Raw genomic sequence first — 23465 nt, 5'->3', positions numbered from 1 at the left:
GCATCACGAAGGATACGATTCACTCTCGGGGACAGGCTGTCGCTTTCTTTAGGTCAAGTCTATCGATCAACAACGGGCGATCTTGAGCGAAGGGCGGTAGAATCAGCGCACTTTCAGTTATCCACAAGTGGCCGACCTTTGCTTATCGAGTCCCGCCGCCGCGCCTATTTGAACGCCATGCAGGTGGTCAACTGGCTGCCGCGCACCGAATTGCCTTTCGCCGCACCGTCGCGGCCCGAGCTGCTGGACATGCACGAGCCTGAACCTGAGGTCGCGGTGATGCCGGTTGTGCAGGCCGAAGCGGCGGTGCAACCTGCCGCCCGTCCGGTGGAGCGGCCAAAAATCGAAGTGCCGCGCCCCTCGCTCGCCAGTACCCGCAATGGCGCCAAACCGGTGGAAGAGGTCGAAGAGGCGCCGGTCGTCGTCAAGCCCGCGCCCGTGCCGCCACCGCGTTTCGCCCTGCAATTGCTGCGCGCCGGGGCGTGTCTGCTGCTGGTGGAGTTACCCACAGGCGAAGCGTTCCAGAGCCGCGATCCGGCCTATCTGCTGCTTAAAGACATGCTGCGCGCTGCCGGTCTGCCGGCCGCACCGCAAATCGTCGGCGAGCCGGTGCGCTGGCCGTGGTTGAACCGCGGCACCATGGACCAAGGCCCGGAAGCCGCCCGCGACTTTGTGCAGGGGTTCCTTTCGGTGCAAATGGAAACGGCGCCCTGCACCTGCCTGTGGCTGATTGGCCTGCCGGCGGTGCGCTTTGCTGGTGAAGCGGATGCCGAGGCGTTCAATAGTGAATTGCAGATTGAAGGGCTGGGCCTGGCCTGGGCCATTCCCGGTCTGGAATTGTTGATGGAAGAGCCACAGCGCAAAGCCGCTGTGTGGCAAGCCATGCGTCGGCTGATGGCGCGCTGGAAAGAATCGAATGAGTGAAGCTGTATCGTTCCGCCCGATGACCGAGGCGGACCTGGACGCTGTATTGAAGATTGAATACGCGGCGTACAGCCATCCCTGGACCCGCGGGATTTTTCTCGACGGGCTGGGCAAGTACCAGATCTGGCTGATGTTCGAAGGTCAGCAGCAGGTCGGCCACGGAGTGGTGCAGATCATTCTGGATGAGGCGCATCTGCTCAACATTACCGTCAAACCGGAGAATCAGGGGCGTGGGCTGGGGCTGACGTTGCTGGAGCACCTGATGTCGATTGCCTACAAGGCTGACGCTCGGGAGTGTTTTCTGGAAGTGCGTGACAGCAATACGGCGGCGTTCAAATTGTACGAGCGCTATGGCTTCAACGAGATTGGCCGGCGTCGGGATTATTATCCGGCGGTGGGCGGGCGTGAAGATGCTGTGGTCATGGCCTGCACTTTGGTTGATTAAGCCTTAAAAGCTTCGCAAGCAAGCCCGCTCTCACATGGGTTTTGGGTTGATCACAACATGTGTGAACGACTCAAAACCCATGTGAGAGCGGGCTTGCTCGCGAAGGCGGCCTCTCAGGCAACAACGATCAGCGGTTGCCATCCAGCGGATCACGCCGTGCCAGCTCCGCTTCATCCAGACCATTGCCGCCGCCGATGTCATCCTCGTCGACAATGCTCAAGTCCCAATCCGCCTGGTTGCCTTCGCCGGCTTCTTCGGCGTCCCGGGCGCCGTCTTCATGAATCAGCGTTTCCGGGCTCAAGTCATCGTCGGTGGGTTCATGGTCTGCTTTCGATGCGCCGGTAAACCCGGCCTCACGCACCCGCTCGTTCGGCATCAGTTGCTCGCGTTCGCGCTCTGGAATCTCGTCGCCGATTTTCGCGCTGGGTTCGTCTTCATCGAAATCCAGCTCATGCACCGAGCCCATGCGGTCTTCGTTATCATCGATGGGTTCCGGTTGCACCGCATCGTACGGACGTCGTGAATCAGTCATGGCAATTCCTCATACTGTGGGCCTTACTGAGTGGACTCACCGGGAACACGAGAATTCCAAAGAAAAACACCTGCGGTTCTTGCGTGACCCCGACGGGCGGTCGTCTGTCATACCAGCGCATCTTTCTTGAGGCCTTACACCATGCACGACTTACAAGACCTGATTGATAACAACGAGCGTTGGGCTGACGCGATCACCAAGGAAGACCCGGATTTCTTCGCCAAGCTGGCGCGCCAGCAGACCCCTGAGTATCTGTGGATCGGCTGCTCCGACGCACGGGTGCCGGCCAACGAAATCGTCGGCATGCTGCCGGGCGATCTGTTCGTGCACCGCAACGTCGCCAACGTGGTGCTGCACACCGACCTCAACTGCCTGTCGGTGATCCAGTACGCAGTCGATGTGCTCAAGGTCAAACACATCCTCGTCACCGGCCACTACGGTTGCGGCGGTGTGCGCGCATCGATGCAGGATCGCCAGTTCGGCCTGATTGACGGCTGGCTGCGCTCGATCCGCGATCTGTACTACGAAAAACGTGAAGAGCTGGCCAAGCTGCCGACCGAAGAGGAACAGGTCGACCGGCTGTGCGAACTCAATGTCGTCCAGCAAGTGGCCAACGTCGCCCACACCAGCATCATCCAGAACGCCTGGCATCGCGGGCAGAGCCTGTCGATTCACGGTTGCATCTATGGCATCAAGGACGGTCGCTGGAAAAGCCTGAACACCACGATCAGCGGTTTCGAACAACTGCCGCCGCAATACCGTCTGCGCCCGGTCGGGGCGTTGTAAGCCCGATCAGTGCGCATGCCGCCAGTGCTGCAGGAAATGCTGGCCCTCGATACTGGGTGGTTCATCGTAACCGGTGATCCACCCTCGGCAGCGCGGCCCGCCGCAGGTGCAGGCAAACTGTTGCAACAGGCGATCTTCGGTGGCGGCGAAGTCGATGGTCAGGCGTTCACCCGGGTGAATATCGCGCAGTGCCCAGAGCCACAGTTCGCTCATGTCGAGGAACACATTCGGGTCGCAGGCATGTTCGAGCAGCCCGCAAAAGCGCGGGTCGTAGATATGGATCCCGGTCAGCAGCTGGCGGGTCTGGCGACAGCGATAGGGCAACAGTTGCCCGGAAATACGGCACATCCGGGTGATGCGCAAGAACGCCCGGCGCGCGACAACCGTCGCGCGGCCATGGCTGTCCTGAACGATTTGGAAATCCTGAGTCGAGGGGAAACCCAGCCGTACCGGCAATCCGGCAAACGGGTAGATACCGGGTGCGTCGCGGGGGATGTGGTGCTGATGTGTCTGGTTGTTCATAGCAATCCCTGTCGGCAAATGCTGCGACTTCCCTGGTCTGACATCCTGTCAGCGCTGCAACATGTCTGGATCCAATATTCCGGTGTATCCCTCAAACCGTCTACTGTCAGATCTGACAGGCGTGATAGGCTGCTTCCCGCGTCAGTATTGACTGACACGGGAAGCTTTTTCAGCGGATCAGAGGTGTGGTGCAGGCACTGCAGTGGCTGGCAACTCGCCCTTGAGCTGTTGCAGTTGCGCCTTGATCGGCGTGGTCGAGCATTTGGCGGCAGCCTGTGCCGGGGTCAGGTTGCGGATCGAGGTGTAGAACAGCTCGCAGGTTTTGCCCTTTTGCGTCACCTGCCAGGTCTGGGTGCAGCTATCAAGCAGGGTTTTCGGGTCGGTGCCCGGTTTGCTGCCCATCCCGGCCTGCCAGCAGGCCGCGCTCAAGTCCTGGCCCATGACCTTCAACCCGGCGGCGTCGGCCTTGGCTTCATCGCCGTCGTAGCTCGCCGGGTCGGCGGCGTACCAGATGTAGCTCGGGTGGTTCGAACCCAGTACTGGCACGTTCACCCCCGCACTCGGGCTGATGGTAGCCAGCCCCAAAACGCCTACGGTCGGCCCGTATTGCTGCTTGATCCAGTTACGCACCGGCGCGCCGAACGCGACCATCGGCAAGGTGGTGCCGGCGCTGGTCTGGCTGAACTGCTTGACCAGTGTGGTCTGGTAATCCTTGAAGTAGTCGTAGACCCCCTCCAGATCACTGCCGGCATTGGACGGCGCCGCGATTGGCGCAATGTCGATGATGGTCTGATAGGCCGGGGTCTGATCGGCCGGGATACCGTTGTCGGTCAGCAGCGTGGCCCAGCGATCCGTGGTGTTCGAGCGCAGGTAATCCTGGGCCTGGGTCAGCGAATAGTCCGGCGGAAAGTGCAGCAACTCGACGCTCTTGCGGTTTTCCAGGGCCATGCCCAGCGGCAGGAACAGATACCAGCTGTAAGCCCATTTGCCATCGGCGTTGAGCTTGCTGGCGCCGTTGTAGGCCAGATCGCCGGCATCGAGCAGTGCCGACAGCGGTTTGTCGTAGCCTTGCGGTACGCCGCTGATTTCGACATGAATCTGCCCGTTATCGTTTTTCACCAGTACCTTGGCATTGGTGTAGCCATCGCGTTGCACGCTCTGGCTCAGGTAATGGGCGACGGTCTGTTCCAGCGACCAGTTGCGATAGCAGATCACGCTGCAGTTGTTGGGGTAGGCGAAGAGGTGGGTGACGCGCTCGGTGCTGCCCAGTTTCAGGTCGACATCGGCGTGGGCGGCCGAGCTCAGTGTGAGCGCGGCGAGGGCCAGTGCGGTGGGGGCCAGTACGGTGGGGATAAGTCCTGCGAGTTTGAACATGCTCAGATCCTTTTCAGCGTGGGTTCCCCGGGATGTCGGGGCGCTTCATATTGGATCAGCCGTGTTGCACAGAGAAGCCGTCATTCACGGATTTTTGCGTCAGCCCGCAGGACTCGGTTTCAGGCTTGAAAATGCAAGGCGTTGGTCAGATCGCCCATGGGTTTCTGACCGCGGGCGATCATCGCGTCATCCCGCTGCTTGAGGCCGTCGAGGGTTTCGAGCTGGAACACTCGAGTGATCAGTCGCAGGATCGACGCTGTGTCGTAAACCGTGTGATCGACCGTGCCCTTGCGCGCAAACGGCGACACCACCAGCGCCGGCACCCGCGAACCCGGGCCCCAGCGGTCGCCCTTGGGCGGTGCAACGTGATCCCACCAACCGCCGTTTTCATCGACGGTCACAATCACCACCATGTTTTGCCACTGCGGGCTTTCGCGCAGCACCTTCAATGCGCGGACGATGTGCCGATCCCCGGACGCCACGTCGGCATAACCGGCGTGCATGTTCAGGTTGCCTTGCGGTTTGTAGAAACTCACCGCCGGCAACTTGCCGGCCTCGGCATCGGCGAAGAACTTGTTGGTGCTCGACTCATCGCCCAGGCCAGCATCGCGCAGGCGTTTATTGCGCTCGACGGGGTTTTCCGGGCCTTGCTGCTTGAAGTAGTTGAACGGCTGATGGTGATACTGAAAATTGGGGATTTTCGGAATGCCGCCAGAATCCTTGTACTGCTCCAGCGTTGCCTGCCACGCACCGGCGTACCACGCCCAGTCAATGTTCTTCTTCGACAGCTTGTCGCCGATGTGTTCGTGGGTCTGCGGCACCATGACGTTGGGCAGATCCGCTTTGGAATACGCCGGACGCTCCGGGTCGCGAATCCAGGTTGGCCAGTAGGGCGGGGCGAGCGTATTGACGCCGAAGCCGTCCGGGGTCAACGCGCTCGGGCCGAACTGCGGCGGGCCAGTCATGGCGCTGGCGGGGGATTGCTCCAGCGGTTTCAAGCGCGAATCGTTCGGATCATCGCTTTGCAAGGTGGCGATCTGACTCTTGGCCACCGAATTGGCCGCGTCCGGATAGAACGGCGCGGTGGCGCTGATCAGGTATTGGTGGTTGAGGAACGAACCACCGAAGGCACCCTGGAAGAAGTTGTCGCACAGTACGAATTCCTGCGCGACATCCCACAGACGCAGGGAATAACGGCTCTGGGCGTAATGGCCCATGGTCAGGCCGCCGGAGTCGGCCCAGGCGACGAAGCCATCGTTCTTGCCGCCATTGATCTGCATCTGGTTCTGATAGAACACGTGCCACAAATCGCGGGTGACCAGACCGAACGGCAGGTCTTCGCCATTCGGGCCTTTGAGGGCGAACGGTGCGTTGGGCAGGTTTTCCTGAAACTGCGTGGCGGCGGGGTAGGTCACGCCATCGAGGGTTTGCGGGCCGATCTGCAACACCCCGCCCCAAGCTGGCGGCAAGGTCTGCAGCAGACTGCCGTTGCGGTCACGTTGCTGATAATCGGCAGGCTTGAGCGCCGACAGCGGTTTCTCGACACCGGGGAAATCACCGAACAGGTTGTTGAAGCTGCGGTTCTCGGCGTAGATCACCACCACGGTCTTCACTTGGTCACGAAGGGCTTTGTCCAGCTCGGTCGGCGTCAGCGGGCGCTCGGCCGGTTTGCCCGGCTGATCGCTGGCGTTACCGCAGCCAGCCAGCGTGGCACCCACACCGAGGACAGCGACCCCGCCGAGGAAGCGGCGGCGACTGGTGTCGGTGGGGTTGTCGGATTCAGGTGCGTCAGTGCTGTCTGTTTCGTCTTTCATCTATCAGCCCGTTTTGCTTAACTGTTTCAGTTTGTTTCGGGCGGACGCTAGCAAGGGAATGTGACGGTTGGGTTACAAAATGGTGCGGTGTCTACGACCCTTCGGCACTGCTAGACTGCTGCGATATCGAAACTGGCCTGAGTGAACCATGAAGCCTTCCATTGCTCTTGATCTGCAACGAGCTGCCGTCCGTGAGGTTGTCGGCAGATTCCGTGTGGCCAATCCGCGAGTGTTTGGCTCGACAGCGCTGGGTACCGATATGGAAGGCAGTGACCTTGATCTGTTGGTCGATCCATTGCCTGGCGCTACCTTGTTTGATCTCGGTGGACTACAGCTTGAACTTGAGGACTTGCTGGGGGTTACCGTCGATCTGTTAACGCCGGGAGACCTTCCGCTGAAATTTCGTCAGCAGGTTCTTGATCAGGCCCGTCCCGTATGATCGAGAATCGGCTCGGCGATTACCTTGAGCACATTCGTCAGGCCGCGAGCGACGCACTGGTCTTCGTCGAAGGTCTGAGCAAGGAAGAGTTCGTAGACGATAAACGGACGCAGCAAGCGGTCATCATGAGCCTGGTCATCATTGGCGAGGCGGCAACCAAAATAATGGACCGCTTTCCAGAATTCGCGGCTCAGAACACTCAAACTCCCTGGCGCAGCATGCGCGGGATGCGTAACCGGATCGCTCATGGCTACTTCGACATCAATCTGGATGTCGTTTGGGAAACGGTTCAGGTTGCTTTGCCTGAGCTGCTGAGATTCCTACCCTCCAGGTAACATTGATTGCACCTGCCATTTGGCAGGCGCAATCCCGTCAAGCTACGGCATCACCGGCGGCGTATACGCCAATGTCGTCCCCAGCACCCACAGCAAGAACAGCACCAGCGGCGTGTGCACCAGCAGTTGCACGAACGAGAAGCCGATCAGGTCCCGCGCCTTCAGACCGAGCACGCCCAGCAGCGGCAGCATGTAGAACGGGTTGATCAGGTTTGGCAGCGCTTCGGCGGCGTTGTAGATCTGCACCGCCCAGCCGAGGTGGTATTGCAGATCGTTGGCGACTTGCATCACGTATGGCGCCTCGATGATCCACTTGCCGCCGCCGGACGGAATGAAGAAACCGAGAATCGCCGAGTACACGCCCATCAACAGCGCATAGGTGTCGTGGGACGCAATGCTGACGAAGAAGGTCGAGATGTGATGCGCCAGCGTCTGCGCATCGGCGCCTTTGACCGTAGTCAGCAGCGCGGCAATCGAGCCGTACAGCGGGAACTGGATCAGCACGCCGGTGGTGGTCGGCACCGCTCGGGCCACCGCATCGAGGAAGCTGCGCGGGCGCCAGTGCAGCAGGGCGCCGAGCATGATGAACAGGAAGTTATAGGTGTTGAGCCCGGAAATCGCAGTGATCGCCGGTTTGGTCGAGAACTCGTGAAACAGCCAGCCGGCCGCCAGCAACACCAGCAGAATGATCAGCAACGGACTGTGCTCCAGCCACTCACCGGGCCGGGTACGCGGTTGTAGCGGCGGCAGATTGAATGCCGGGTCGATGCCGCAATCCTTGGCGTCGCGCGCAGAGTTCGGGCCGGGCGCGGTGGCGTAGGCGACGATGATCGAAATCACGATCAATGCCAGCAGCATGGCGCCGGACTGCCAGAGGAAGATGGTCTGGGTGAACGGAATCACCCCGGTGATCGACAGGATCGACGGTGGCAGGCTGGCCGGGTTGGCCTGCAACTGCGCCGCCGATGACGACAGCCCCAGCGCCCAGACCGCGCCCAGGCCCAGGTACGCCGCCGCACCGGCTGCGCGGTAATCCATTTTCAGATCGGTGCGGCGGGCGAGGGCGCGCACCAGCAAACCGCCGAACACCAGCGACAGGCCCCAGTTCAACAGCGAGGCGACCATCGAGATCAGCGCGACCCAGGCCACGGCGGAGCGGCCGTTTTTCGGGATACGTGCCAGTTTGTCGATCAGTTTGACGGCCGGCGGCGAGCTGGCGACCACGTAACCGCCAATCACCACGAAGGCCATTTGCATGGTGAACGGGATCAGGCTCCAGAACCCGTCGCCGAACGCCATCGCGGCATCGGTGGGTTTGGCGCCCATGGCCATAGTGGCCAGTGCGACAATGATCACCGCCAACGCGGCGAACACCCAGGAGTCGGGGAACCAGCGTTCGGCAAAGCTTGAACAGCGCAGGGCAAAGCGCGCGGAGCGGCTATCTTCGATCTCAACGGCCACAGGAAGTACCTCGGATTTTTATGGTTATTTTGGGTCTGCAGATCGCTGAGTGCTTTGGGTGGGAACGGGCTTGCTCGCGAATGCGGTGTGTCAGACCAATCAGTGTCGACTGACACACCGCATTCGCGAGCAAGCCCGCTCCCACAGGTTTTCACTGGACGGTGGCTGCAGACAGGCCTCAACAGTAAATCAAGCCAAGCGCTTTTGTGAGCAGGTTTTGCAAAACCGGGACTATGGTCTAACGGGTTGTCCCCAGGCGAATTTGCGTAGACCATGAGCGCCTTGGTTTTTTGCCTGCCAGAGTTCTTTGCCATGACTGCCCAATCCACAGCCCGACCGGCGCCGTTCAGCCGTTCCGACTACAAGACCCTCGGCCTTGCAGCCCTCGGCGGGGCGCTGGAAATCTACGATTTCATCATTTTCGTGTTCTTTGCCCTGACCCTCAGCCAGTTGTTCTTCCCGCCGGAAATGCCCGAGTGGCTGCGTCTTCTGCAAAGCTTTGGCATCTTCGTCACCGGTTACCTGGCGCGGCCTCTGGGCGGGATCCTGATGGCGCATTTCGCCGATCGCCTGGGCCGCAAAAAGGTCTTCAGCCTGAGCATCCTGATGATGGCGCTGCCGTGCCTGCTGATCGGGATCATGCCGACGTATGCCCAGATCGGTTATTTCGCACCGCTGTTGTTGCTGGCGCTGCGCATCCTGCAAGGCGCGGCGGTCGGTGGTGAAGTGCCGAGCGCCTGGGTGTTCGTCGCCGAGCACGCGCCCGCCGGGCATCGCGGTTATGCCCTGGGCTTTTTGCAGGCCGGGCTGACTTTCGGTTACCTGATCGGCGCGTTGACCGCGACGTTTCTCGCGCAAGTGTTCACCCCGGCGGAAATTCTTGATTACGCCTGGCGCTATCCCTTCCTGCTCGGTGGCGTGTTCGGCGTGATTGGCGTTTATCTGCGCCGCTGGCTGAGCGAAACCCCGGTGTTCATGGCGATGGAAGCGCAACGCGAGGCGCGGGTCGAACTGCCGCTGCGCACGGTGCTGCGCGAGCATCGACTGGCGATGTTGCCGGCGATGTTGCTGACCTGCGTGCTGACTTCGGCAGTGGTGGTGTTCGTCGTCATTACGCCGACCATGATGCAGAAAACCTTCGGCATGAGCGCCAGCCACACCTTCGCCCTCAGCGCATTGGGCATCGTATTCCTCAACATCGGCTGCGTGATCGCCGGCCTGCTGGTCGACCGTATCGGCGCCTGGCGCACGGTCATGCTGTATAGCCTGTTGCTGCCGCTGGGTATCGGCGTGCTGTATGGCTGCTTGATCATGGGCGGCGATTGGGTTGGCCTGGCTTACGCCGTGGCCGGTCTAGCGTGCGGTGTGGTCGGTGCGGTGCCGTCGGTGATGGTCGGCTTGTTCCCCGCGCGCATTCGCGTGTCAGGCATTTCCTTCACCTACAACATTGCCTACGCCGCATGGGCAAGCATCACACCGCTGTTGCTGATCGGTCTGATGCCATGGAGTCCGTGGATCTGCGTGATGTTCTGCGCGGTGATGGGCGCGGTCGGCATCGGTAGCGCGGCGTATTTCGGTGTGCGCATGCCCGGGGTCGGACGCCGTTCGGTGGCGCCCTGTTCCTGAAGGCCGTTACGTCAACCAGTGCCACCACAGCAAGGTCCCCACCAGGCCTACCACCGAGACGATGGTTTGCAGGACCGACCAGACCCAGATCGTCTGTTTCAGCTGCAAGCCAAAGTACTCGCGAACCATCCAGAAGCCGGCGTCGTTGACGTGGCAGAAGAACACTGAGCCGGCGCCAATCGCCAGCGCCACCAACGAACTTTGCGTCGCGGCGAGGCCCGCCATCATCGGCGCCAGAATCCCCGCCGTCGTCGTGGTGGCCACCGTTGCCGAGCCTGTAGCCTGACGCAATGCCACAGCGATCAGCCAGGCCAGCAACAGGTACGGCATGTGCGCGCCTTCGGCGACCTTGCTGATGGTCTGGCTGATGCCGGCATCCAGCAAGGTCTGCTTCAGGCCGCCACCGGCGCCGATGGTCAGCAACAGCACGGCAATCGGCGCCAGGCTTTTGCGCAGGGTGCCGCCGACGTGGTCGCGCGGCATGCCGTTGGCCCAGCCGAGGCAGATCACCGCCGCCATCACCGCAATGCCCAGCGCCACCAACGGTTCGCCGAGGAACTTCAGGGTCAGGGCGACGCTGCTTTCCGGGCTCATCGCGACTTTCGCCAGAGTGCTGCCGAGCATCAGCAGCACCGGCAACAGAATGATCAGCAGCGACATGCCGAAACTCGGCTGACGCGGCGCTTTCGGCGGAGCGCTGAACAGTGCGCCGAGTTCTGCCGGCTCATCGACGTGCATGCGTTTCGACAGCCAGTTGCCGTAGATCGGTCCAGCCAGGATCACCGCCGGGATGGCGATGCTGAAGCCCAGCAACATGGTCAGCCCAAGGTCGGCATGCAACGCACTGACGGCAATCAACGGCCCGGGATGCGGTGGCATCAGTGCGTGCAGTGTGGTCATCCCGGCCAGTGCCGGAATCGCGATTTTCAACAGTGGCAGCCCCGAACGGCGGGCCATGACGAAGATGATCGGCACCATCATCACCAGCCCGACTTCAAAGAACAGCGGCAAGCCAATCACCATCGCCACCAGCGCCATGACCCACGGCAGGGACTTGCCTTTGCCCAGTCCAAGCAAGGTCGAAGCGATACGGTCGGCCGCGCCGGATTCGGCCATCAGCGCGCCGAGCATCGAACCCAATGCAATGATGATCCCGGCTTCACCGAGAATCGCCCCGGCGCCTTTGCTGAACGCCTTGGCCACGTCCTCAGGCGGTAAACCCGCGCCGACGCCGGCAATGAATGTGCCGATCAGGATCGACAGGAAGGGCGGAAGCTTGGTGGCGCTGATCAGCACAATAATTGTGGCAATGGCCAGCAGGCAGCAGAGAATCAGGCGGGTGTCGTGAACCATCCAGGCAGCGGTCGATAAATCCAAAACGGCACTCCTTATCGGGCGGATAGCTGCAACATGTTGTTGCAATTTACTCTGAGAATACCTGATATGGCCGGGCCAAAGCGCCCGGTTTTGTATCCTGCCGGTTGGCGTAAAGATAAGACCAATGGCCTATTGAGATTATTTTTGACTGACCGGTCGCAATCGCTCTTCAGAAAAGATTTTCAAGGCCGATGGTTAGGCTGCATCCCGCTTTCCACCTTGCCTATCGGTACTTTCCCATGTTCAACAAACGCCTCAAGCAAGAGCTGGCCACTCTTCGTGAAGAACTTTCCAGCCTGCTACAAGTGAAGGAAAGCCTGGAAAGCGAGATGTTGGTGCTAACCCTGGAGCCCGATGGACGGATTCAGTCGGTCAACCAGAACTTTCTCGCCGAGATGCTCTACAAGAGCCAGGATCTGGTGGGGCGGGCCATTGAAGACATCGTTCCGGCGCATGTGAAGGCCGATGAATTTCACCATCGTTTCAAGTCCGCACTGACCCGTGGCGAGCACTTCGCCGGGGCCGTGCGTCTGTTGCGCGGTAATGGGGAAGAGGCGTGGCTGCGCTCCATCGTGCAGCCGGTGCGTTCTTCGGATGGCCGAATCAAGCAGTTCTCGATTTTCTCCAGTGACCTGACCCGCACCATTGAAGCCTCCCGCGAGCACGAAAACCTGATCGGCGCGCTGGTACGTTCCACCGCAGTGATCGAGTTCGACCTCAACGGCAACGTGCTGAATGCCAACGAGCGCTTCCTCAGCGGCATGGGTTACAGCCTGGCGCAGATCAAGGGCAAACATCACCGCATGTTCTGCGCGCCGGAGGAGTACAACAGCGCCGAGTACCAGAATTTCTGGCGTCGCCTGAACAATGGCGAATTTGTGGCTGAGCGCTTCAAACGTATCGACAGCCACGGCCGCGTGGTCTGGCTGGAGGCGTCCTACAACCCGGTGGTCGATGCCAACAACAAGCTGTACAAAGTGGTGAAGTTCGCCACGGTGATCACCGATCAGGTCAATCGCGAGCAAGCGGTTGCCGACGCGGCCAGCATCGCCTACAGCACTTCGCAGCAAACCGACAGCACCGCGCAACGTGGCACTACCGTGGTCACCGAGGCGGTGAATGTGATGCGTGATCTGTCGCGACACATGCAGTCTGCCGGCGAGGGCATCGAGGCACTGAACGAGCAGTCGCAGGTGATCGGCACCATCGTCAAAACCATCAGCGGCATTGCCGAGCAAACCAACCTGCTGGCGCTCAACGCTGCCATTGAGGCGGCCCGTGCTGGCGAACAGGGTCGGGGCTTTGCGGTGGTGGCCGACGAAGTGCGACAACTGGCCTCGCGCACCAGTCAGGCGACCGAAGAGATCGTCACTGTGGTGCGGCAGAACCAGGAGATGGCGCGCAACGCCGTGGCGCTGATGACCGACGGCAAGCTTCAGGCCGAACAAGGCCTGGCGCTGGCGGCGGAAGCAGGCACGGTGATCGTCGAGATTCAGGACGGCGCGCAGAAGGTGGTGGATGCGGTCGGTCAGTTCGCCAATCAACTCTCCCACTAATCTCCACTGATCCATTGTGGGAGCGAGCCTGCTCGCGATGACGGTCTGACATTCAACAATGGTGCTGACTGATTCACCGCTATCGCGAGCAGGCTCACTCCTATAGGTCACAGGTGGCGCTACAATCAGCTCCTTTTTCCCCGGAGCAGATCCCCATGAGCGCTTCCCACCGCCGCCCGGTGCCCCTGAACAAAGCCTACCGTCTGCTCAATCACGGGCCGACCGTGCTGGTCAGCGCCGCCCATGACGGTCAGCGCAACATCATGGCCGCCGCCTGGGCGATGCCGCTGGATTTCGAACCGCCGAAAGTCGCGGTGGTCCTCGACAAGTCCACCTGGACCCGCCAGTTGCTCGAAGCGTCCGGCACCTTCGTGCTCAACGTCCCCTGCGTCGATCAGGCCGACATCGTGCAAACCGTCGGCAATACGTCGGGTCTGGACATCACCCAAACCCAAGGGCAAGACAAATTTCAGGCTTACGGCTTGCAGACGTTTTCTGGCGAACAAGTCGAAGCGCCGCTGCTCGAAGACTGCGTCGCCTGGCTCGAATGCCGTTTGCTGCCGGAGCCGCGCAATCACGAGCAATACGACCTGTTCCTCGCCGAAGTCATCGCCGCCCACGCCGATGAGCGCGTGTTCAGCGACGGACGCTGGCATTTCGAAGGGCATGACGGTTTGCGCACCTTGCACCACGTAGCGGGTGGGCATTTCCTGAAGATTGGTGATGCGGTGGATGGCAAGACGCTAGCGGTCTGAATGTCTGCTGATGGCAAAACATTGCCGGATGTTGCAAGGTAGAGGGCATCGTCGAACCGATCAGGCGCATGCCCCATGGATCTTTCCCCCTTGAGTTATCTGGCGCCCTTGCTGTCGCTGGCCGTGTTGTGGACCGTTGCCGTGGTCACGCCCGGCCCGAACTTCTTCAATATCGCGCAACTGGCGGTCAGCCGTTCCCGCCGCCACGGTGTCGTCGCGGCGCTCGGCGTCGCCAGCGGGACCGTGTTGTGGGGGCTGGCGGGTGGCTTGGGCATTCAGTCACTGTTCAGTGCTGCGCCGACGCTGTACCTGAGCTTCAAGATTGCCGGTGGCTGCTACCTGATCTACCTCGGACTCAAGCAGTTCAAGCGCAAGGCACCGATCGTCCCGGGCACGCTCGATACTTCGGAGCAGACGTTGCTCGGAGCTTATGGCCGCGGCTTTCTTGGCAACATGACTAATCCCAAGTCGGCATTGTTCGTCGCCACCATCTTTGCCACCGCCATGCCGGCCCACATCCCGCCACTGTTACTGGCGCTGGCGGTGCTGACCATGGCGACGTTGTCGTTCAGTTGGTATTGCTGCGTGGCGCTGTTCTTCGCCAGTCGCCGGATTGCCGGTGTGTATGAGCGTTCGCGACAATGGCTGGATCGCTTCGCGGGCGGTTGCTATCTGTTGTTTGGGGTGCATCTGGTGGCTAATCGCTAAGCTGCAGTCAAAGGCTGGGTTGCTGCAATTTGTATCAGATTTGCTTCATTGGTTTGATCAGGCTTTCGGCAGGAATTCCAAACAGCTCATGAAGTTTCCATATCATTGGCAAAGTGAGTGCCCGCTTGCCATTCAACACTTCATAGACCCTGTTTGTTCGACCGATAGCCGGAGCGAGATCCGCGGCTGACAGGCCTGACTGTTCCATTCGGAATTTGATGGCATCGATTGGATTGGGCAAATCCAGTGGAAACTGTTTGGCTTCATAGGCCTCAATGAGAGTGATCATGATGTCGAAGTAATCACCTTCAGGGGTACCCGGTTCTGGCTCGTTGTCGAAAAGTGCAGACACGTTTTTGAGCGCCGCACGGTAGTCTTCTTCGTTATGAATCGGACGTATGTTCATGGGTTACTCCATTTCGACGGTATCAGCGTCGATTGCATCGTACTGCTTGTGGGTGCCGACGAATTTTATGTATATGGCGCCGAAGCGGTAGGCCACGGCTACGATCAGGCGAAAGTCATTGCCCTTGATGTTGAACACCACTCTGCGGCTTTTCAGAATGCTCGCAGAAGCAAAATGTGCCTTGATGTCCGAGGGCGTTGACCAGCTTGCTTTCCTCGCTTCATCTATCCACGCCAACAGTGGTTGCTCTGAGTCCGGATACCGTTCCCAAAAATTTTTGAGCTGACTGACAGCGATAATTCTCATGACGCGATCCTAGTCCCGCTATGGGACTGATGCAAGGCTGTTGGCTGTCGGTGGACGTACGGTTCTAATATTTGCGTGTTCATAAATGCCAGCAGATCCCGAAAGTGTTGTTTGCTGAACGGCCACTTACTCTATCCGTGGCAGCAAATTTTCGGTGTAGGAAAAGGCGACGGGATGCGAGTGAACACAATCTGTTAGCCACAAAAAAGGCCTACCTCACGGTAAGCCTTTTCTCTTTGCGTCCTAGCCTCAATCCCCCAACGCTTCGCCTTCACGCCGTGGATCCGCGCCACCCTCCAGCGACGCTTTCCCCTGCGCATCCTTGACCCGCACGATGGCCTGGGTGCCGCTGGTCATGTCGATTTCATTCACTGCATGCCCTTTGTCTTTCAGTGCCTGAATCAGCACCGGGCTGAACTGGCCTTGTTCCAGTTCGGTCGGGCCGTTGCGGCTGCCGAAGTTGGGCAGGCTGATGGCGCTTTGCGGGTCGAGGTTCCAGTCGAGCAGGCCGACGGTGGTTTTCGCCACGTACTCGATGATCTGCGAGCCGCCCGGCGAGCCGACTGTGGCGAGGAATTCGCCACTGTGGCGGTCGAAGATCAGCGTTGGCGCCATCGACGAGCGTGGGCGTTTACCGGGTTCGACGCGGTTGGCGACTTTCTGTCCGTTTTCTTCGGGGATGAACGAGAAGTCGGTCATCTGGTTGTTCAGCAGGAAGCCCTGAACCATCAGGTGCGAGCCGAACGCTGCTTCGATGGTGGTGGTCATCGATACGGCGCCGCCGAGGTCATCCACTGCGACGACTTGCGAGGTGGAGATGCGCAGCGGCGAGCGGTCCGGTGCGTAAGCCACCTGCACGCCCGGCGGTGTGCCCGGTTTGGCGCTGCCCATGCTGCGTTCGCCGATCAGGCTGGCGCGACTGGCGAGGTAGCCCGGGTCGACCAGGCCTTTGACCGGCACTGGCACGAAGTCGGTATCGGCAACGTATTGCGCGCGGTCGGCGTAGGCCAGGCGTTCCGCTTCGGCGATCAAATGCACGGCTTGCGGATCCGGTTCAATGCCGGCCGGTTTGTCGGTTTTCACTGGTTTGAGCGGTGTCAGGGAAAGACGTGGATCGCGGGTTTCCAGCGCCTGCAACGTGCCGAGAATCTGCGCCACGGCGATCCCGCCCGACGACGGTGGCGGCATGCCGCAGACCTGCCAGCGTTTGTAGTCGGTGCACAGCGGCGCGCGCTCTTTGGCCTGGTAGCCTTGCAGATCCTTCAGCGACAGGCTGCCGGGGTTGGCGTGGTCTTGCACCTTGGCGACGATCTCTTCGGCGATCGGGCCTTTGTACAGCGCGTCCGGGCCTTCTTGGGCGATGCGCTTGAGCACGGCGGCCAGCGCCGGGTTTTGCAGGCGCGTGCCGATGGCTTTGACGCTGCCATCGGCGTTGAGGAAGTACTTGGCCATATCAGGCGACTTGCGGATGACTGGATCTGATTCCAGCAACGAATGCAGGCGCGGAGAAATTGCAAAGCCTTGCTCGGCGAGTTTGATCGCAGGTTCAAACAGCGTGGCCCATGGCAGGCGACCGTGTTGTTTGTGCGCCAGTTCCAGCGCACGCAGCACGCCCGGTGTGCCGACCGAGCGCCCGCCGATCTGCGCCTGCGGGAACGGCATCGGTTTGCCGTCGGCTTGCAGGAACAACTTCTCGGTGGCGCCGGCCGGTGCGGTTTCGCGACCGTCATAAGTGCGCACCTGTTTGCCGTCCCACAGTACGATCATCGCGCCGCCACCGATTCCGGAAGATTGCGGCTCGACCAGCGTCAGCACCGCTTGCATCGCAATCGCCGCGTCGATGGCCGAGCCACCCTTGCGCAGCATCTGGCGACCGGCCTCGGCGGCCAGCGGGTTGGCGGCAGCGGCCATGTGTTTGCTGGCGTGGCGGGTCTGCAGATCGGTGCGGTAGCCGGAGGCGGCTTCCGGGGCCAGTGGCAAGGTCGAGGAGGGCGGGGCGTTGCACGCGGTGAGGGTCAGGGCGCTGACGAGCAGGGTCAGGGCTGGCAGGCGAAAGCGGCTCAGGGGCAGGGCTGGAAACACGTGGTGCTCTCCGTCCGTGGGATAAAAGTCTGAGGGACTTTATCGACCGCTCGGTCGCGACGCAAACCGATGGGCATTTTTGTCTTTCTTTTCTGGCCGGATATTCGCTAGGGTCAACCGCAAATCTACTGAGCTGCAACGAGCACCTGTGGGAGCGAGCTTGCTCGCGAATACGTTATTCCAGTCAATCGAAGTGTTGAATGTACAACCGCTTTCGCGAGCAAGCTCGCTCCCACAATTACAAGATCAACAAGAGGCCGATATGCACAGCGATTTCCCCACCGAATCCAGCTACCGCGACCAACGCCAACAGTTCATCGCCGCCGCCAATGCCGCCGGCGCCACGCTCACCTCGTACGCGCATCCACGTTGCGGGCCATTCGGCGAACCGCTGAGCACCGACGTCGCTGTGCTCGGCGATCCACAGGCCAAACGTCGTCTGGTAGCGCTCAGCGGTACGCACGGAGTCGAGGGCTATTACGGCTCGGACTGTCAGATCGATTGGCTGAAAACCGTCGAAACCGGCTCGCTGCCCAAGGATGTCGCGGTGGTGATGATCCACCTGATCAATCCGTGGGGCACCGCCTGGTTACGGCGGGTCAACGAAGACAACATCGACCTCAACCGCAATCATCTGGATTTCACCGTGCTGTTGCCGGACAACCGCGCTTATGCGGCCTTGCACGAGATTTACGCCTGCACCGATTTGAATGGCCCGGAGCGTGCGCGGGCCGATGCCTTTCTCGATGCGCAGATTGCCGAACACGGCTGGCCGGCCGTGATGTCGATTGTTGAGGGCGGTCAGCACAGCCATCCCGATGGCCTGTTCTATGGCGGCCGCGCACCGAGTTGGTCGAATCGCACCTTGCATCAAATCATCGATGAGCATCTGGCAGGCGCTGAAACGGTGGTGTGCTTCGACCTGCACACCGGTGCGGGCGAGTACGGCCATCCGATGTTGCTGACGATTACCCAAGCGCCTTATCCGGCACTCGCGCAAGCCCAGGCGATCTACGGTCCATGGCTTTACACGCTGCACACGGGCGCCGAGACCTTGAGCGAAACCGGAGTGGCAGCGACTGCTACGGGCTACACCTCGCAGGCGTTGCTCAATGCATTGCCGGACGTGCAGTTGATGCCGTTCGTGATCGAGTGCGGGACTTATCCGGGGCCGGATGTACATCGGCATTTGCGCGATGACCATTGGCTGCATTTGCATGGCGATCCGCTGGACGCGACGGCGAGGGCGATCAAGTTGAATCTGCTGGAGCAGTTCTATCCGGCTGATCCGGATTGGCGGGCGATGGTCGGTTTGCGCACGCGGCAGATCTGGGTGAAAGGGCTGGCGGCGCTGGCAGGCTGATTGTAGCGAGGGGATTTATCCCCGATGGGCTGCGAAGCTGCCCCAATGTTCATCTGGTAAAAAAAACAGGGGCAGCCTCGTGCTCCATCGGGGATAAATCCCCTCGCTACAACAGGCATAAAAAAACGGCCTACCTTTCGGTAAGCCGTTTTTAGTACTTGGTGGCTACACAGGGACTTGAACCCCGGACCCCAGCATTATGAATGCTATGCTCTAACCAACTGAGCTATGTAGCCAAGTGGCGCGCATTATTCCCCTGAAATGGAAAAGCGTCAAGCGTAAATTTAAAAATTTTTTCTACGCTTTCAACCGTTTATCAAAATCATGGGCCGAGCAGCGGCGAAGGACAGCGTTGGAACCAGCGGCTGGCCTGTTCATACGCGTGCGCCAGTTGCAGAACCGCGAAGTCTGCCTGGTGCCGGCCGATGACCTGTAGCCCCATCGGCAACCCCTGTGTATTGAAGCCGGCCTGGACGTTCGCCACCGGACACCCGGACAACGTGCCGGGAATCACCACCTCCATCCAACGATGATAAGTGTCCATACTCACGCCTTCGATAGCGGTCGGCCACGGCTGCGTCTTGTCGAACGGGAACACCTGAGCGCTGGGCAACAACAGATAGTCATAGCGTTCGAACAACTTCGAGATCGCCCGATACCAGTCGCTGCGCACCACCGAGGCGGCAAACACTTCGCTGGCCGACAGCTTCAGGCCGTTCTCCACTTCCCAGATCGCTTCCGGTTTCAACAACGCGCGCTTCTGCGGATCGGCATACGCCGGGCCCAGTGACCCCGCGACCATCCAATGACGCAAGGTGCGCCAGCTGCCCCACAACCGCTCAGGCGCGAACCCCGGCTCAACCGACTCAACCTGGCAACCCAGACTTTCAAAGTCGGCAAAGGTCTTCTCACACAACGACAGCACTCCGTTCTCCATCGGCAGGTAACCGTTGAGGTCCCCCAGCCATCCCAACCGCGTGCCTTTGAAATCACGCTCCAGTGGCGCGGCAAATGCATCGCCGGACTCACTGATCGACAACGGCGCCCGCGCATCGCCCCCGGCCTGTACCGACAATAGCAACGCCGCATCCCTCACGCTGCGCGCCATCGGTCCTTCGTAACCGAGCTGATCAAAGAACAGATCAGCACTGTCATCAAACGGCACGCGGCCCTGGGACGGGCGGAAACCGAAGATGTTGTTGAACGCCGCCGGGTTACGCAGTGAACCCATCATGTCGCTGCCATCGGCCACCGGTACCAGATGCATCGCCAGTGCCGCCGCCGCGCCGCCACTGCTGCCGCCCGCGGTTTTGCTCGGGTCGTAGGCGCAGCCAGTCGCGCCGAACAATGGGTTATAGCTCTGTGAGCCGAGGCCGAATTCCGGGGTGTTGGTCTTGCCGATGATGATCGCGCCGGCGGCCTTGATCCGCTCGACCATGATCCCATCGCGCTCGGGAATGAAGTCCTGGAACAACGGTGAGCCGAGCGTGGTGCGGATGCCACGGGTCAGCGACAGATCCTTGATCGCGTGGGGCAGGCCATGCATCCAGCCACGGTATTCGCCGCGCGCCAGTTCGGCATCGCGTTCATCGGCCTGAGCCAGCAGATTTTCAGGTGATTGCAGGCTGATCAGCGCATTCACCAACGGGTTGAAACGGTCGATGTGGGCAAGGTAAGTCTGCATCACTTCCCGGCAGGAGACCTGGCGCAGGCGGATGCGTTCGGCGAGCTCGTGGGCCTGCAACAGGAGCAGTTCGCTGATGTTATTGGAGTTCATGACAACGGCGCCTTTCAGACGGCTGGAAAAACGCCCCGGCCTCGTGCCGGGGCGGCAGGGATCAACGCATCAGGTTGGTCCAGAGACGATCGGCCAGACGGATCGCGCCTTCGCCGCAGGTCTTGCTGAACACTACGTTGGTGCCCTCGGGAATGTGCAACTCGGGGGCATCTTTGAGGCTTGCATCGAGGAACGGTTCGACGCCTTTGATCGGGCTCTGGTGCTTGAGGAAATTCTGCGTCATCGCCGAGTTTTCCGGCTGGCTGAGGAAGGCGATGAACGCCTTGGCATTTGCCGGGTTCTTGCTGCCGGTGGGGATCACCATGTTGTCGACCCAGGCCAGCACGCCTTCTTTCGGGTAGAGGTATTTCAGCGTTGGTTTCATCTCGCGGGCACGCATCGACGAACCGCCCCAGAACATCGACATGTCGATTTCACCCGAGGCGAGGTTCTCGCGAATCGAGCCGGCCTTGGAACTGTAGGTCTTCACGAACGGCTTCTGCACCTTGAGCAACGTCAGCACTTGTTGCATCTGTTTCGGGTCTTCGCTGCACAGCGGAATATTCAAATAGAGGCTGGCCATGTCGACCATCTCGCTGGTCGAGTCGAACATGTTGATCCGCCCCTGCAACTCGGCTGGCGGCTCATACAAAACCTTGTAGCTGTCGGCCGGGCCTTTGTAGCGCGCCGAGTCCAGCACGACGCTAGTGGTCCCCCAAATGAACGGCACCGAATACGCGCCTTCCGGGTCCCAGGTCGGTTTTTTCAGGTTATCCACAACGCTGGCGTAGTACGGCTCCTTGACCGGGTCGAAGCGTTCCAGCAGGTTTTCCTTGATCAGGATCGGAATGAACTGGTGCGACGGGATCGCCACGTCGTAACCGGCGCCGCCCTGTTTCAATTTCGCCAGCAGGGTCTCGTTGGAGTCGTAGGAATCGACGGTGACTTCGATGCCGGTCTGCTTCTGAAACTTGGCGAGAATCTCCGGAGAAAAGTAGCCGCTCCAGCTCACCACGTTGAGTTTTTCGGCAGCCTGAACACTGCCGGCCATGGCCAGCGGCACAGTCAGGAACAACGAAGTGCCGACGCTTTTTATCCACTTGCTCATGCTATTTCCCCACAGTTCTTGGAAGGTTCAGGCGTTCTTTTTGCCCAGCAGGTAAGAGAGGCTGACGAACAGCACCGAGACGCCCAGGATCAGCGTCGACACGGCGTTGACGTCGGGTGTCACGCCCATGCGCAACAGGCCGAAGATGAAAATCGGCAGGGTCGTGGTGCCGGCCTGGGAGACCATCATCGAGATCACGAAGTTATCCAGCGAGACGATGAAGGCCAGCATCAGCCCGGAGAAAATCCCCGGCATCAGCAGCGGCAGAGTGACCTTGCGAAAGGTCCGCCACGGGCCGGCGTAGAGGTCGGCGGAGGCTTGCTCCAGCGACAGATCCATGTCGTTCAACCGGGCGCGGATCGGCAGGTAGGCGAAGGGAATGCAGAACACCGTATGGGCGATGATCAAGTTGCCGTAACCCAGCGACAGGCCAATGGTGGAGAACAGCGCCAGCGTCGCCACACCGACGACAATTTCCGGCAGCACCAGCGGCAACATGATCGTGCCCATCGACAATTGCAGGCCCTTGAACTTGGCACCTCGCGAAGTACCGAGGGCGGCGAGGGTGGCAATCGCCGTGGCGATCGTGCTCGCGCAAACCGCGATCAACAGGCTGTTGCCGGCGGCCTGGCGCAAGGCCTGATTGGCGAACGCGGCGCGATACCAATCGAGGCTGAAGCCGGTCCACACCGTCGCCGATTGGTTGGCGTTGAACGAGAACACCACCAGAACCACGATCGGCGCGTAGAGGTACAGATAGAACAGAAAACTGAAGCCGCCGAAGCCGGGAAAGTCCTGCACGCCCAGCCCTTTGCGTTTGAATAGCGTGAGCATTACGCACCTCCTTTGGCGATGCGCTGGCGCTCTGCGCGCAAGGCATAAACAGTCAGCACCAGCATGACGGCGGCCATCAGTACCAGCGACAGCGCTGCACCAAACGGCCAGTTACGCGCATCGCTGAATTGCCGGAAAATCAGGTTGCCGAGCATCATTCGCGTGCCGCCACCGAGCAGTTCCGGGGCAATCATCGCGCCCAGGCACGGTACGAAGGTGAGGATGGCGCCGGCGAGAATTCCCGGTTTGGCGATCGGCAAAACCACTTTGCGCAAGGTGCGTATGCGCCCGGCGTAGAGGTCCTGTGCGGCTTCGAGCAGGCGGATATCCATCTTTTCCAGCGTCGCGTAAATCGGCAACACCACGAACGGCGCGTAGGTGTAAACCAGCCCCAGCAGCACCGCGCCGTCGGTGTACAACAGCTGCAACGGTTCGTGGATCACGCCCATGCCCATCAGGCTGTTGTTGATCACACCGGTGTTACGCAGCAGCAGAATCCACGCGTAAGTGCGGATCAGCAGGTTGGCCCAGAACGGCACGGTAATCAGAAAGATCAGCAAACCGCGTCGGTGCGCCGGCTGCATGGCCAGCCACACGGCGACCGGAAAACCGATCAGCAATGTGATGATCGTGGTCAGCCCGGCGATGCCGATCGAGCGCAGGGCGATGATCAAATACGAGTCGGCAAACGCGAGGCTGTCGTCCAGTTGCCGCTCGAACAGCAGCGAGGTGTAGGCGTCGCTGCTGAAGACTTTGTTGACCCCACCATAGGGGTTGGCTTCCATCAGCGAATAGCCGATGACGATCAGAATCGGCACCAGCAGAAACAGGCCGATGGCGATCAGCGCCGGGCTGACCCCGAGGAAACTCTGGAAAGCCTTGCGGCGTTCCAGCGTGTTGGCAATCGGTAAGGCGTGCATGGCAACTCCTCCGGC

General features: G+C 60.5%; 23 protein-coding genes, 1 tRNA gene and 1 pseudogene. 11 read left to right on the top strand and 14 right to left on the bottom strand.

Annotated elements, in window-relative coordinates:
- Window positions 1-177: 177 nt before the first annotated feature.
- Together QMK55_RS08670 and rimI are read left to right on the top strand one after the other, a co-directional pair.
- The gene (locus QMK55_RS08670; RefSeq protein ID WP_320330248.1) at window positions 178-924 is read left to right on the top strand and encodes an energy transducer TonB; all 747 of its coding nucleotides are present in this window, start codon (window positions 178-180) and stop codon (window positions 922-924) included.
- The gene (gene rimI, locus QMK55_RS08665) at window positions 917-1369 is read left to right on the top strand and encodes a ribosomal protein S18-alanine N-acetyltransferase (RefSeq protein ID WP_041074813.1); all 453 of its coding nucleotides are present in this window, start codon (window positions 917-919) and stop codon (window positions 1367-1369) included. Before QMK55_RS08670 ends, rimI begins: the two co-directional genes overlap by 8 nt.
- Window positions 1370-1496: 127 nt before the next feature.
- Here the strand turns inward: rimI and QMK55_RS08660 are convergent, their stop codons facing one another.
- Window positions 1497-1901: a serine kinase/phosphatase gene (locus QMK55_RS08660; protein WP_102356818.1), complete on the bottom strand. Its 405-nt coding sequence runs from the start codon at window positions 1899-1901 to the stop codon at window positions 1497-1499.
- A 141-nt stretch (window positions 1902-2042) separates the two neighbouring features.
- Here QMK55_RS08660 and can point away from each other — a divergent pair, with 141 nt between their 5' ends.
- Window positions 2043-2687 carry a carbonate dehydratase gene (gene can / locus QMK55_RS08655; protein WP_003228196.1) on the top strand — a complete coding sequence of 215 codons (645 nt, stop codon included), beginning with the start codon at window positions 2043-2045 and terminating at the stop codon, window positions 2685-2687.
- Window positions 2688-2693: 6 nt separating this feature from the next.
- Here can and QMK55_RS08650 read toward each other — a convergent pair whose 3' ends face one another.
- The 3 genes from QMK55_RS08650 to acpA all read right to left on the bottom strand — a co-directional run bounded on the left by QMK55_RS08650 (window position 2694) and on the right by acpA (window position 6397).
- On the bottom strand, window positions 2694-3209 hold the full coding sequence (locus QMK55_RS08650; protein ID WP_320329049.1) for an SET domain-containing protein-lysine N-methyltransferase: 516 nt from the start codon (window positions 3207-3209) through the stop codon (window positions 2694-2696).
- 177 nt (window positions 3210-3386) lie between these two features.
- The gene (locus tag QMK55_RS08645) at window positions 3387-4583 is read right to left on the bottom strand and encodes a hypothetical protein (protein ID WP_320329048.1); all 1197 of its coding nucleotides are present in this window, start codon (window positions 4581-4583) and stop codon (window positions 3387-3389) included.
- Between the two features lie 119 nt (window positions 4584-4702).
- Complete coding sequence (acpA, locus tag QMK55_RS08640) at window positions 4703-6397, bottom strand: acid phosphatase (protein WP_102356822.1); 1695 nt, start codon at window positions 6395-6397, stop codon at window positions 4703-4705.
- A gap of 148 nt (window positions 6398-6545) precedes the next feature.
- Here acpA and QMK55_RS08635 point away from each other — a divergent pair, with 148 nt between their 5' ends.
- The gene (locus QMK55_RS08635) at window positions 6546-6836 is read left to right on the top strand and encodes a nucleotidyltransferase family protein (protein WP_102356823.1); all 291 of its coding nucleotides are present in this window, start codon (window positions 6546-6548) and stop codon (window positions 6834-6836) included.
- Window positions 6833-7171, top strand: coding sequence for a DUF86 domain-containing protein (locus tag QMK55_RS08630; RefSeq protein ID WP_102356824.1), 339 nt, complete (start codon window positions 6833-6835; stop codon window positions 7169-7171). Before QMK55_RS08635 ends, QMK55_RS08630 begins: the two co-directional genes overlap by 4 nt.
- A 42-nt stretch (window positions 7172-7213) precedes the next feature.
- Here the strand turns inward: QMK55_RS08630 and QMK55_RS08625 are convergent, their stop codons facing one another.
- A complete protein-coding gene (locus tag QMK55_RS08625) occupies window positions 7214-8632 on the bottom strand; it encodes a short-chain fatty acid transporter (RefSeq protein ID WP_102356825.1) in 1419 nt (472 codons plus the stop codon).
- 312 nt (window positions 8633-8944) lie between these two features.
- Between QMK55_RS08625 and QMK55_RS08620 the strand changes: the two genes are divergently transcribed.
- Window positions 8945-10258, top strand: coding sequence for an MFS transporter (locus QMK55_RS08620; protein WP_102356865.1), 1314 nt, complete (start codon window positions 8945-8947; stop codon window positions 10256-10258).
- A 6-nt stretch (window positions 10259-10264) separates the two neighbouring features.
- On the opposite strand, the gene QMK55_RS08615 is transcribed toward QMK55_RS08620, so the two are convergent.
- Window positions 10265-11635 carry a gluconate:H+ symporter gene (locus QMK55_RS08615; RefSeq protein ID WP_320329047.1) on the bottom strand — a complete coding sequence of 457 codons (1371 nt, stop codon included), beginning with the start codon at window positions 11633-11635 and terminating at the stop codon, window positions 10265-10267.
- A gap of 191 nt (window positions 11636-11826) precedes the next feature.
- Here QMK55_RS08615 and QMK55_RS28600 point away from each other — a divergent pair.
- The 4 genes and pseudogenes from QMK55_RS28600 to QMK55_RS08600 form a co-directional block, all read left to right on the top strand.
- A pseudogene (locus QMK55_RS28600) lies at window positions 11827-12651 on the top strand (PAS domain-containing protein); the annotation flags it as partial.
- Window positions 12631-13191, top strand: a complete 561-nt coding sequence (locus QMK55_RS28595; protein WP_256588186.1) for a methyl-accepting chemotaxis protein — start codon at window positions 12631-12633, stop codon at window positions 13189-13191. The pseudogene QMK55_RS28600 and the gene QMK55_RS28595, both read left to right, overlap by 21 nt.
- A gap of 155 nt (window positions 13192-13346) precedes the next feature.
- Window positions 13347-13946 carry a flavin reductase family protein gene (locus QMK55_RS08605; RefSeq protein WP_102356828.1) on the top strand — a complete coding sequence of 200 codons (600 nt, stop codon included), beginning with the start codon at window positions 13347-13349 and terminating at the stop codon, window positions 13944-13946.
- Window positions 13947-14021: 75 nt separating this feature from the next.
- Window positions 14022-14654: a LysE family translocator gene (locus QMK55_RS08600; RefSeq protein ID WP_102356829.1), complete on the top strand. Its 633-nt coding sequence runs from the start codon at window positions 14022-14024 to the stop codon at window positions 14652-14654.
- A 34-nt stretch (window positions 14655-14688) separates the two neighbouring features.
- On the opposite strand, the gene QMK55_RS08595 is transcribed toward QMK55_RS08600, so the two are convergent.
- From QMK55_RS08595 to ggt, 3 genes are all read right to left on the bottom strand, one after another.
- Complete coding sequence (locus tag QMK55_RS08595; RefSeq protein ID WP_064387655.1) at window positions 14689-15060, bottom strand: helix-turn-helix domain-containing protein; 372 nt, start codon at window positions 15058-15060, stop codon at window positions 14689-14691.
- A 3-nt stretch (window positions 15061-15063) separates the two neighbouring features.
- Window positions 15064-15366 (bottom strand): type II toxin-antitoxin system HigB family toxin, encoded by a 303-nt coding sequence (locus QMK55_RS08590; protein ID WP_095122959.1) that lies wholly within the window; start codon window positions 15364-15366, stop codon window positions 15064-15066.
- 249 nt (window positions 15367-15615) lie between these two features.
- Entirely contained in the window at window positions 15616-17448 is a 1833-nt protein-coding gene (gene ggt, locus QMK55_RS08585; RefSeq protein ID WP_320329045.1) for a gamma-glutamyltransferase, read from the bottom strand.
- Between the two features lie 262 nt (window positions 17449-17710).
- On the opposite strand from ggt, the gene QMK55_RS08580 reads away from it, so the two are divergent.
- The gene (locus QMK55_RS08580) at window positions 17711-18811 is read left to right on the top strand and encodes a DUF2817 domain-containing protein (RefSeq protein ID WP_320329044.1); all 1101 of its coding nucleotides are present in this window, start codon (window positions 17711-17713) and stop codon (window positions 18809-18811) included.
- A 159-nt stretch (window positions 18812-18970) separates the two neighbouring features.
- Here QMK55_RS08580 and QMK55_RS08575 read toward each other — a convergent pair.
- The 5 genes from QMK55_RS08575 to QMK55_RS08555 all read right to left on the bottom strand — a co-directional run bounded on the left by QMK55_RS08575 (window position 18971) and on the right by QMK55_RS08555 (window position 23450).
- Window positions 18971-19047, bottom strand: a tRNA-Met gene (locus tag QMK55_RS08575).
- A gap of 86 nt (window positions 19048-19133) precedes the next feature.
- A complete protein-coding gene (locus tag QMK55_RS08570; RefSeq protein WP_320329043.1) occupies window positions 19134-20588 on the bottom strand; it encodes an amidase in 1455 nt (484 codons plus the stop codon).
- Window positions 20589-20649: 61 nt separating this feature from the next.
- On the bottom strand, window positions 20650-21696 hold the full coding sequence (locus QMK55_RS08565) for an extracellular solute-binding protein (protein WP_102356833.1): 1047 nt from the start codon (window positions 21694-21696) through the stop codon (window positions 20650-20652).
- Window positions 21697-21723: 27 nt separating this feature from the next.
- Entirely contained in the window at window positions 21724-22530 is an 807-nt protein-coding gene (locus QMK55_RS08560; RefSeq protein WP_320329042.1) for an ABC transporter permease, read from the bottom strand.
- Window positions 22530-23450, bottom strand: a complete 921-nt coding sequence (locus QMK55_RS08555; RefSeq protein WP_064120432.1) for an ABC transporter permease — start codon at window positions 23448-23450, stop codon at window positions 22530-22532. Before QMK55_RS08555 ends, QMK55_RS08560 begins: the two co-directional genes overlap by 1 nt.
- Window positions 23451-23465: the final 15 nt, after the last annotated feature.

The sequence above is a fragment of the Pseudomonas sp. P8_229 genome (assembly GCF_034008635.1).
In the GTDB taxonomy this organism is placed as follows: Bacteria; Pseudomonadota; Gammaproteobacteria; order Pseudomonadales; family Pseudomonadaceae; genus Aquipseudomonas.
This window is presented reverse-complemented; position numbering and strand designations above follow the sequence as displayed.

What these genes read in the sequence shown, in the direction of transcription:
- QMK55_RS08630 (WP_102356824.1), top strand. Translation starts at nt 6,833, where the DNA reads ATGATCGAGAATCGGCTCGGCGATTACCTTGAGCACATTCGTCAGGCC.
- QMK55_RS08580 (WP_320329044.1), top strand. Translation starts at nt 17,711, where the DNA reads ATGCACAGCGATTTCCCCACCGAATCCAGCTACCGCGACCAACGCCAA.
- acpA (WP_102356822.1), bottom strand. Translation starts at nt 6,397, where the DNA reads ATGAAAGACGAAACAGACAGCACTGACGCACCTGAATCCGACAACCCC.
- QMK55_RS08600 (WP_102356829.1), top strand. Translation starts at nt 14,022, where the DNA reads ATGGATCTTTCCCCCTTGAGTTATCTGGCGCCCTTGCTGTCGCTGGCC.
- QMK55_RS08555 (WP_064120432.1), bottom strand. Translation starts at nt 23,450, where the DNA reads ATGCACGCCTTACCGATTGCCAACACGCTGGAACGCCGCAAGGCTTTC.
- QMK55_RS08670 (WP_320330248.1), top strand. Translation starts at nt 178, where the DNA reads ATGCAGGTGGTCAACTGGCTGCCGCGCACCGAATTGCCTTTCGCCGCA.
- QMK55_RS08560 (WP_320329042.1), bottom strand. Translation starts at nt 22,530, where the DNA reads ATGCTCACGCTATTCAAACGCAAAGGGCTGGGCGTGCAGGACTTTCCC.
- QMK55_RS08605 (WP_102356828.1), top strand. Translation starts at nt 13,347, where the DNA reads ATGAGCGCTTCCCACCGCCGCCCGGTGCCCCTGAACAAAGCCTACCGT.
- QMK55_RS08635 (WP_102356823.1), top strand. Translation starts at nt 6,546, where the DNA reads ATGAAGCCTTCCATTGCTCTTGATCTGCAACGAGCTGCCGTCCGTGAG.
- rimI (WP_041074813.1), top strand. Translation starts at nt 917, where the DNA reads ATGAGTGAAGCTGTATCGTTCCGCCCGATGACCGAGGCGGACCTGGAC.
- QMK55_RS08620 (WP_102356865.1), top strand. Translation starts at nt 8,945, where the DNA reads ATGACTGCCCAATCCACAGCCCGACCGGCGCCGTTCAGCCGTTCCGAC.
- QMK55_RS08590 (WP_095122959.1), bottom strand. Translation starts at nt 15,366, where the DNA reads ATGAGAATTATCGCTGTCAGTCAGCTCAAAAATTTTTGGGAACGGTAT.
- QMK55_RS08650 (WP_320329049.1), bottom strand. Translation starts at nt 3,209, where the DNA reads ATGAACAACCAGACACATCAGCACCACATCCCCCGCGACGCACCCGGT.
- QMK55_RS08570 (WP_320329043.1), bottom strand. Translation starts at nt 20,588, where the DNA reads ATGAACTCCAATAACATCAGCGAACTGCTCCTGTTGCAGGCCCACGAG.
- can (WP_003228196.1), top strand. Translation starts at nt 2,043, where the DNA reads ATGCACGACTTACAAGACCTGATTGATAACAACGAGCGTTGGGCTGAC.
- QMK55_RS08565 (WP_102356833.1), bottom strand. Translation starts at nt 21,696, where the DNA reads ATGAGCAAGTGGATAAAAAGCGTCGGCACTTCGTTGTTCCTGACTGTG.
- QMK55_RS08595 (WP_064387655.1), bottom strand. Translation starts at nt 15,060, where the DNA reads ATGAACATACGTCCGATTCATAACGAAGAAGACTACCGTGCGGCGCTC.
- QMK55_RS08660 (WP_102356818.1), bottom strand. Translation starts at nt 1,901, where the DNA reads ATGACTGATTCACGACGTCCGTACGATGCGGTGCAACCGGAACCCATC.
- QMK55_RS08645 (WP_320329048.1), bottom strand. Translation starts at nt 4,583, where the DNA reads ATGTTCAAACTCGCAGGACTTATCCCCACCGTACTGGCCCCCACCGCA.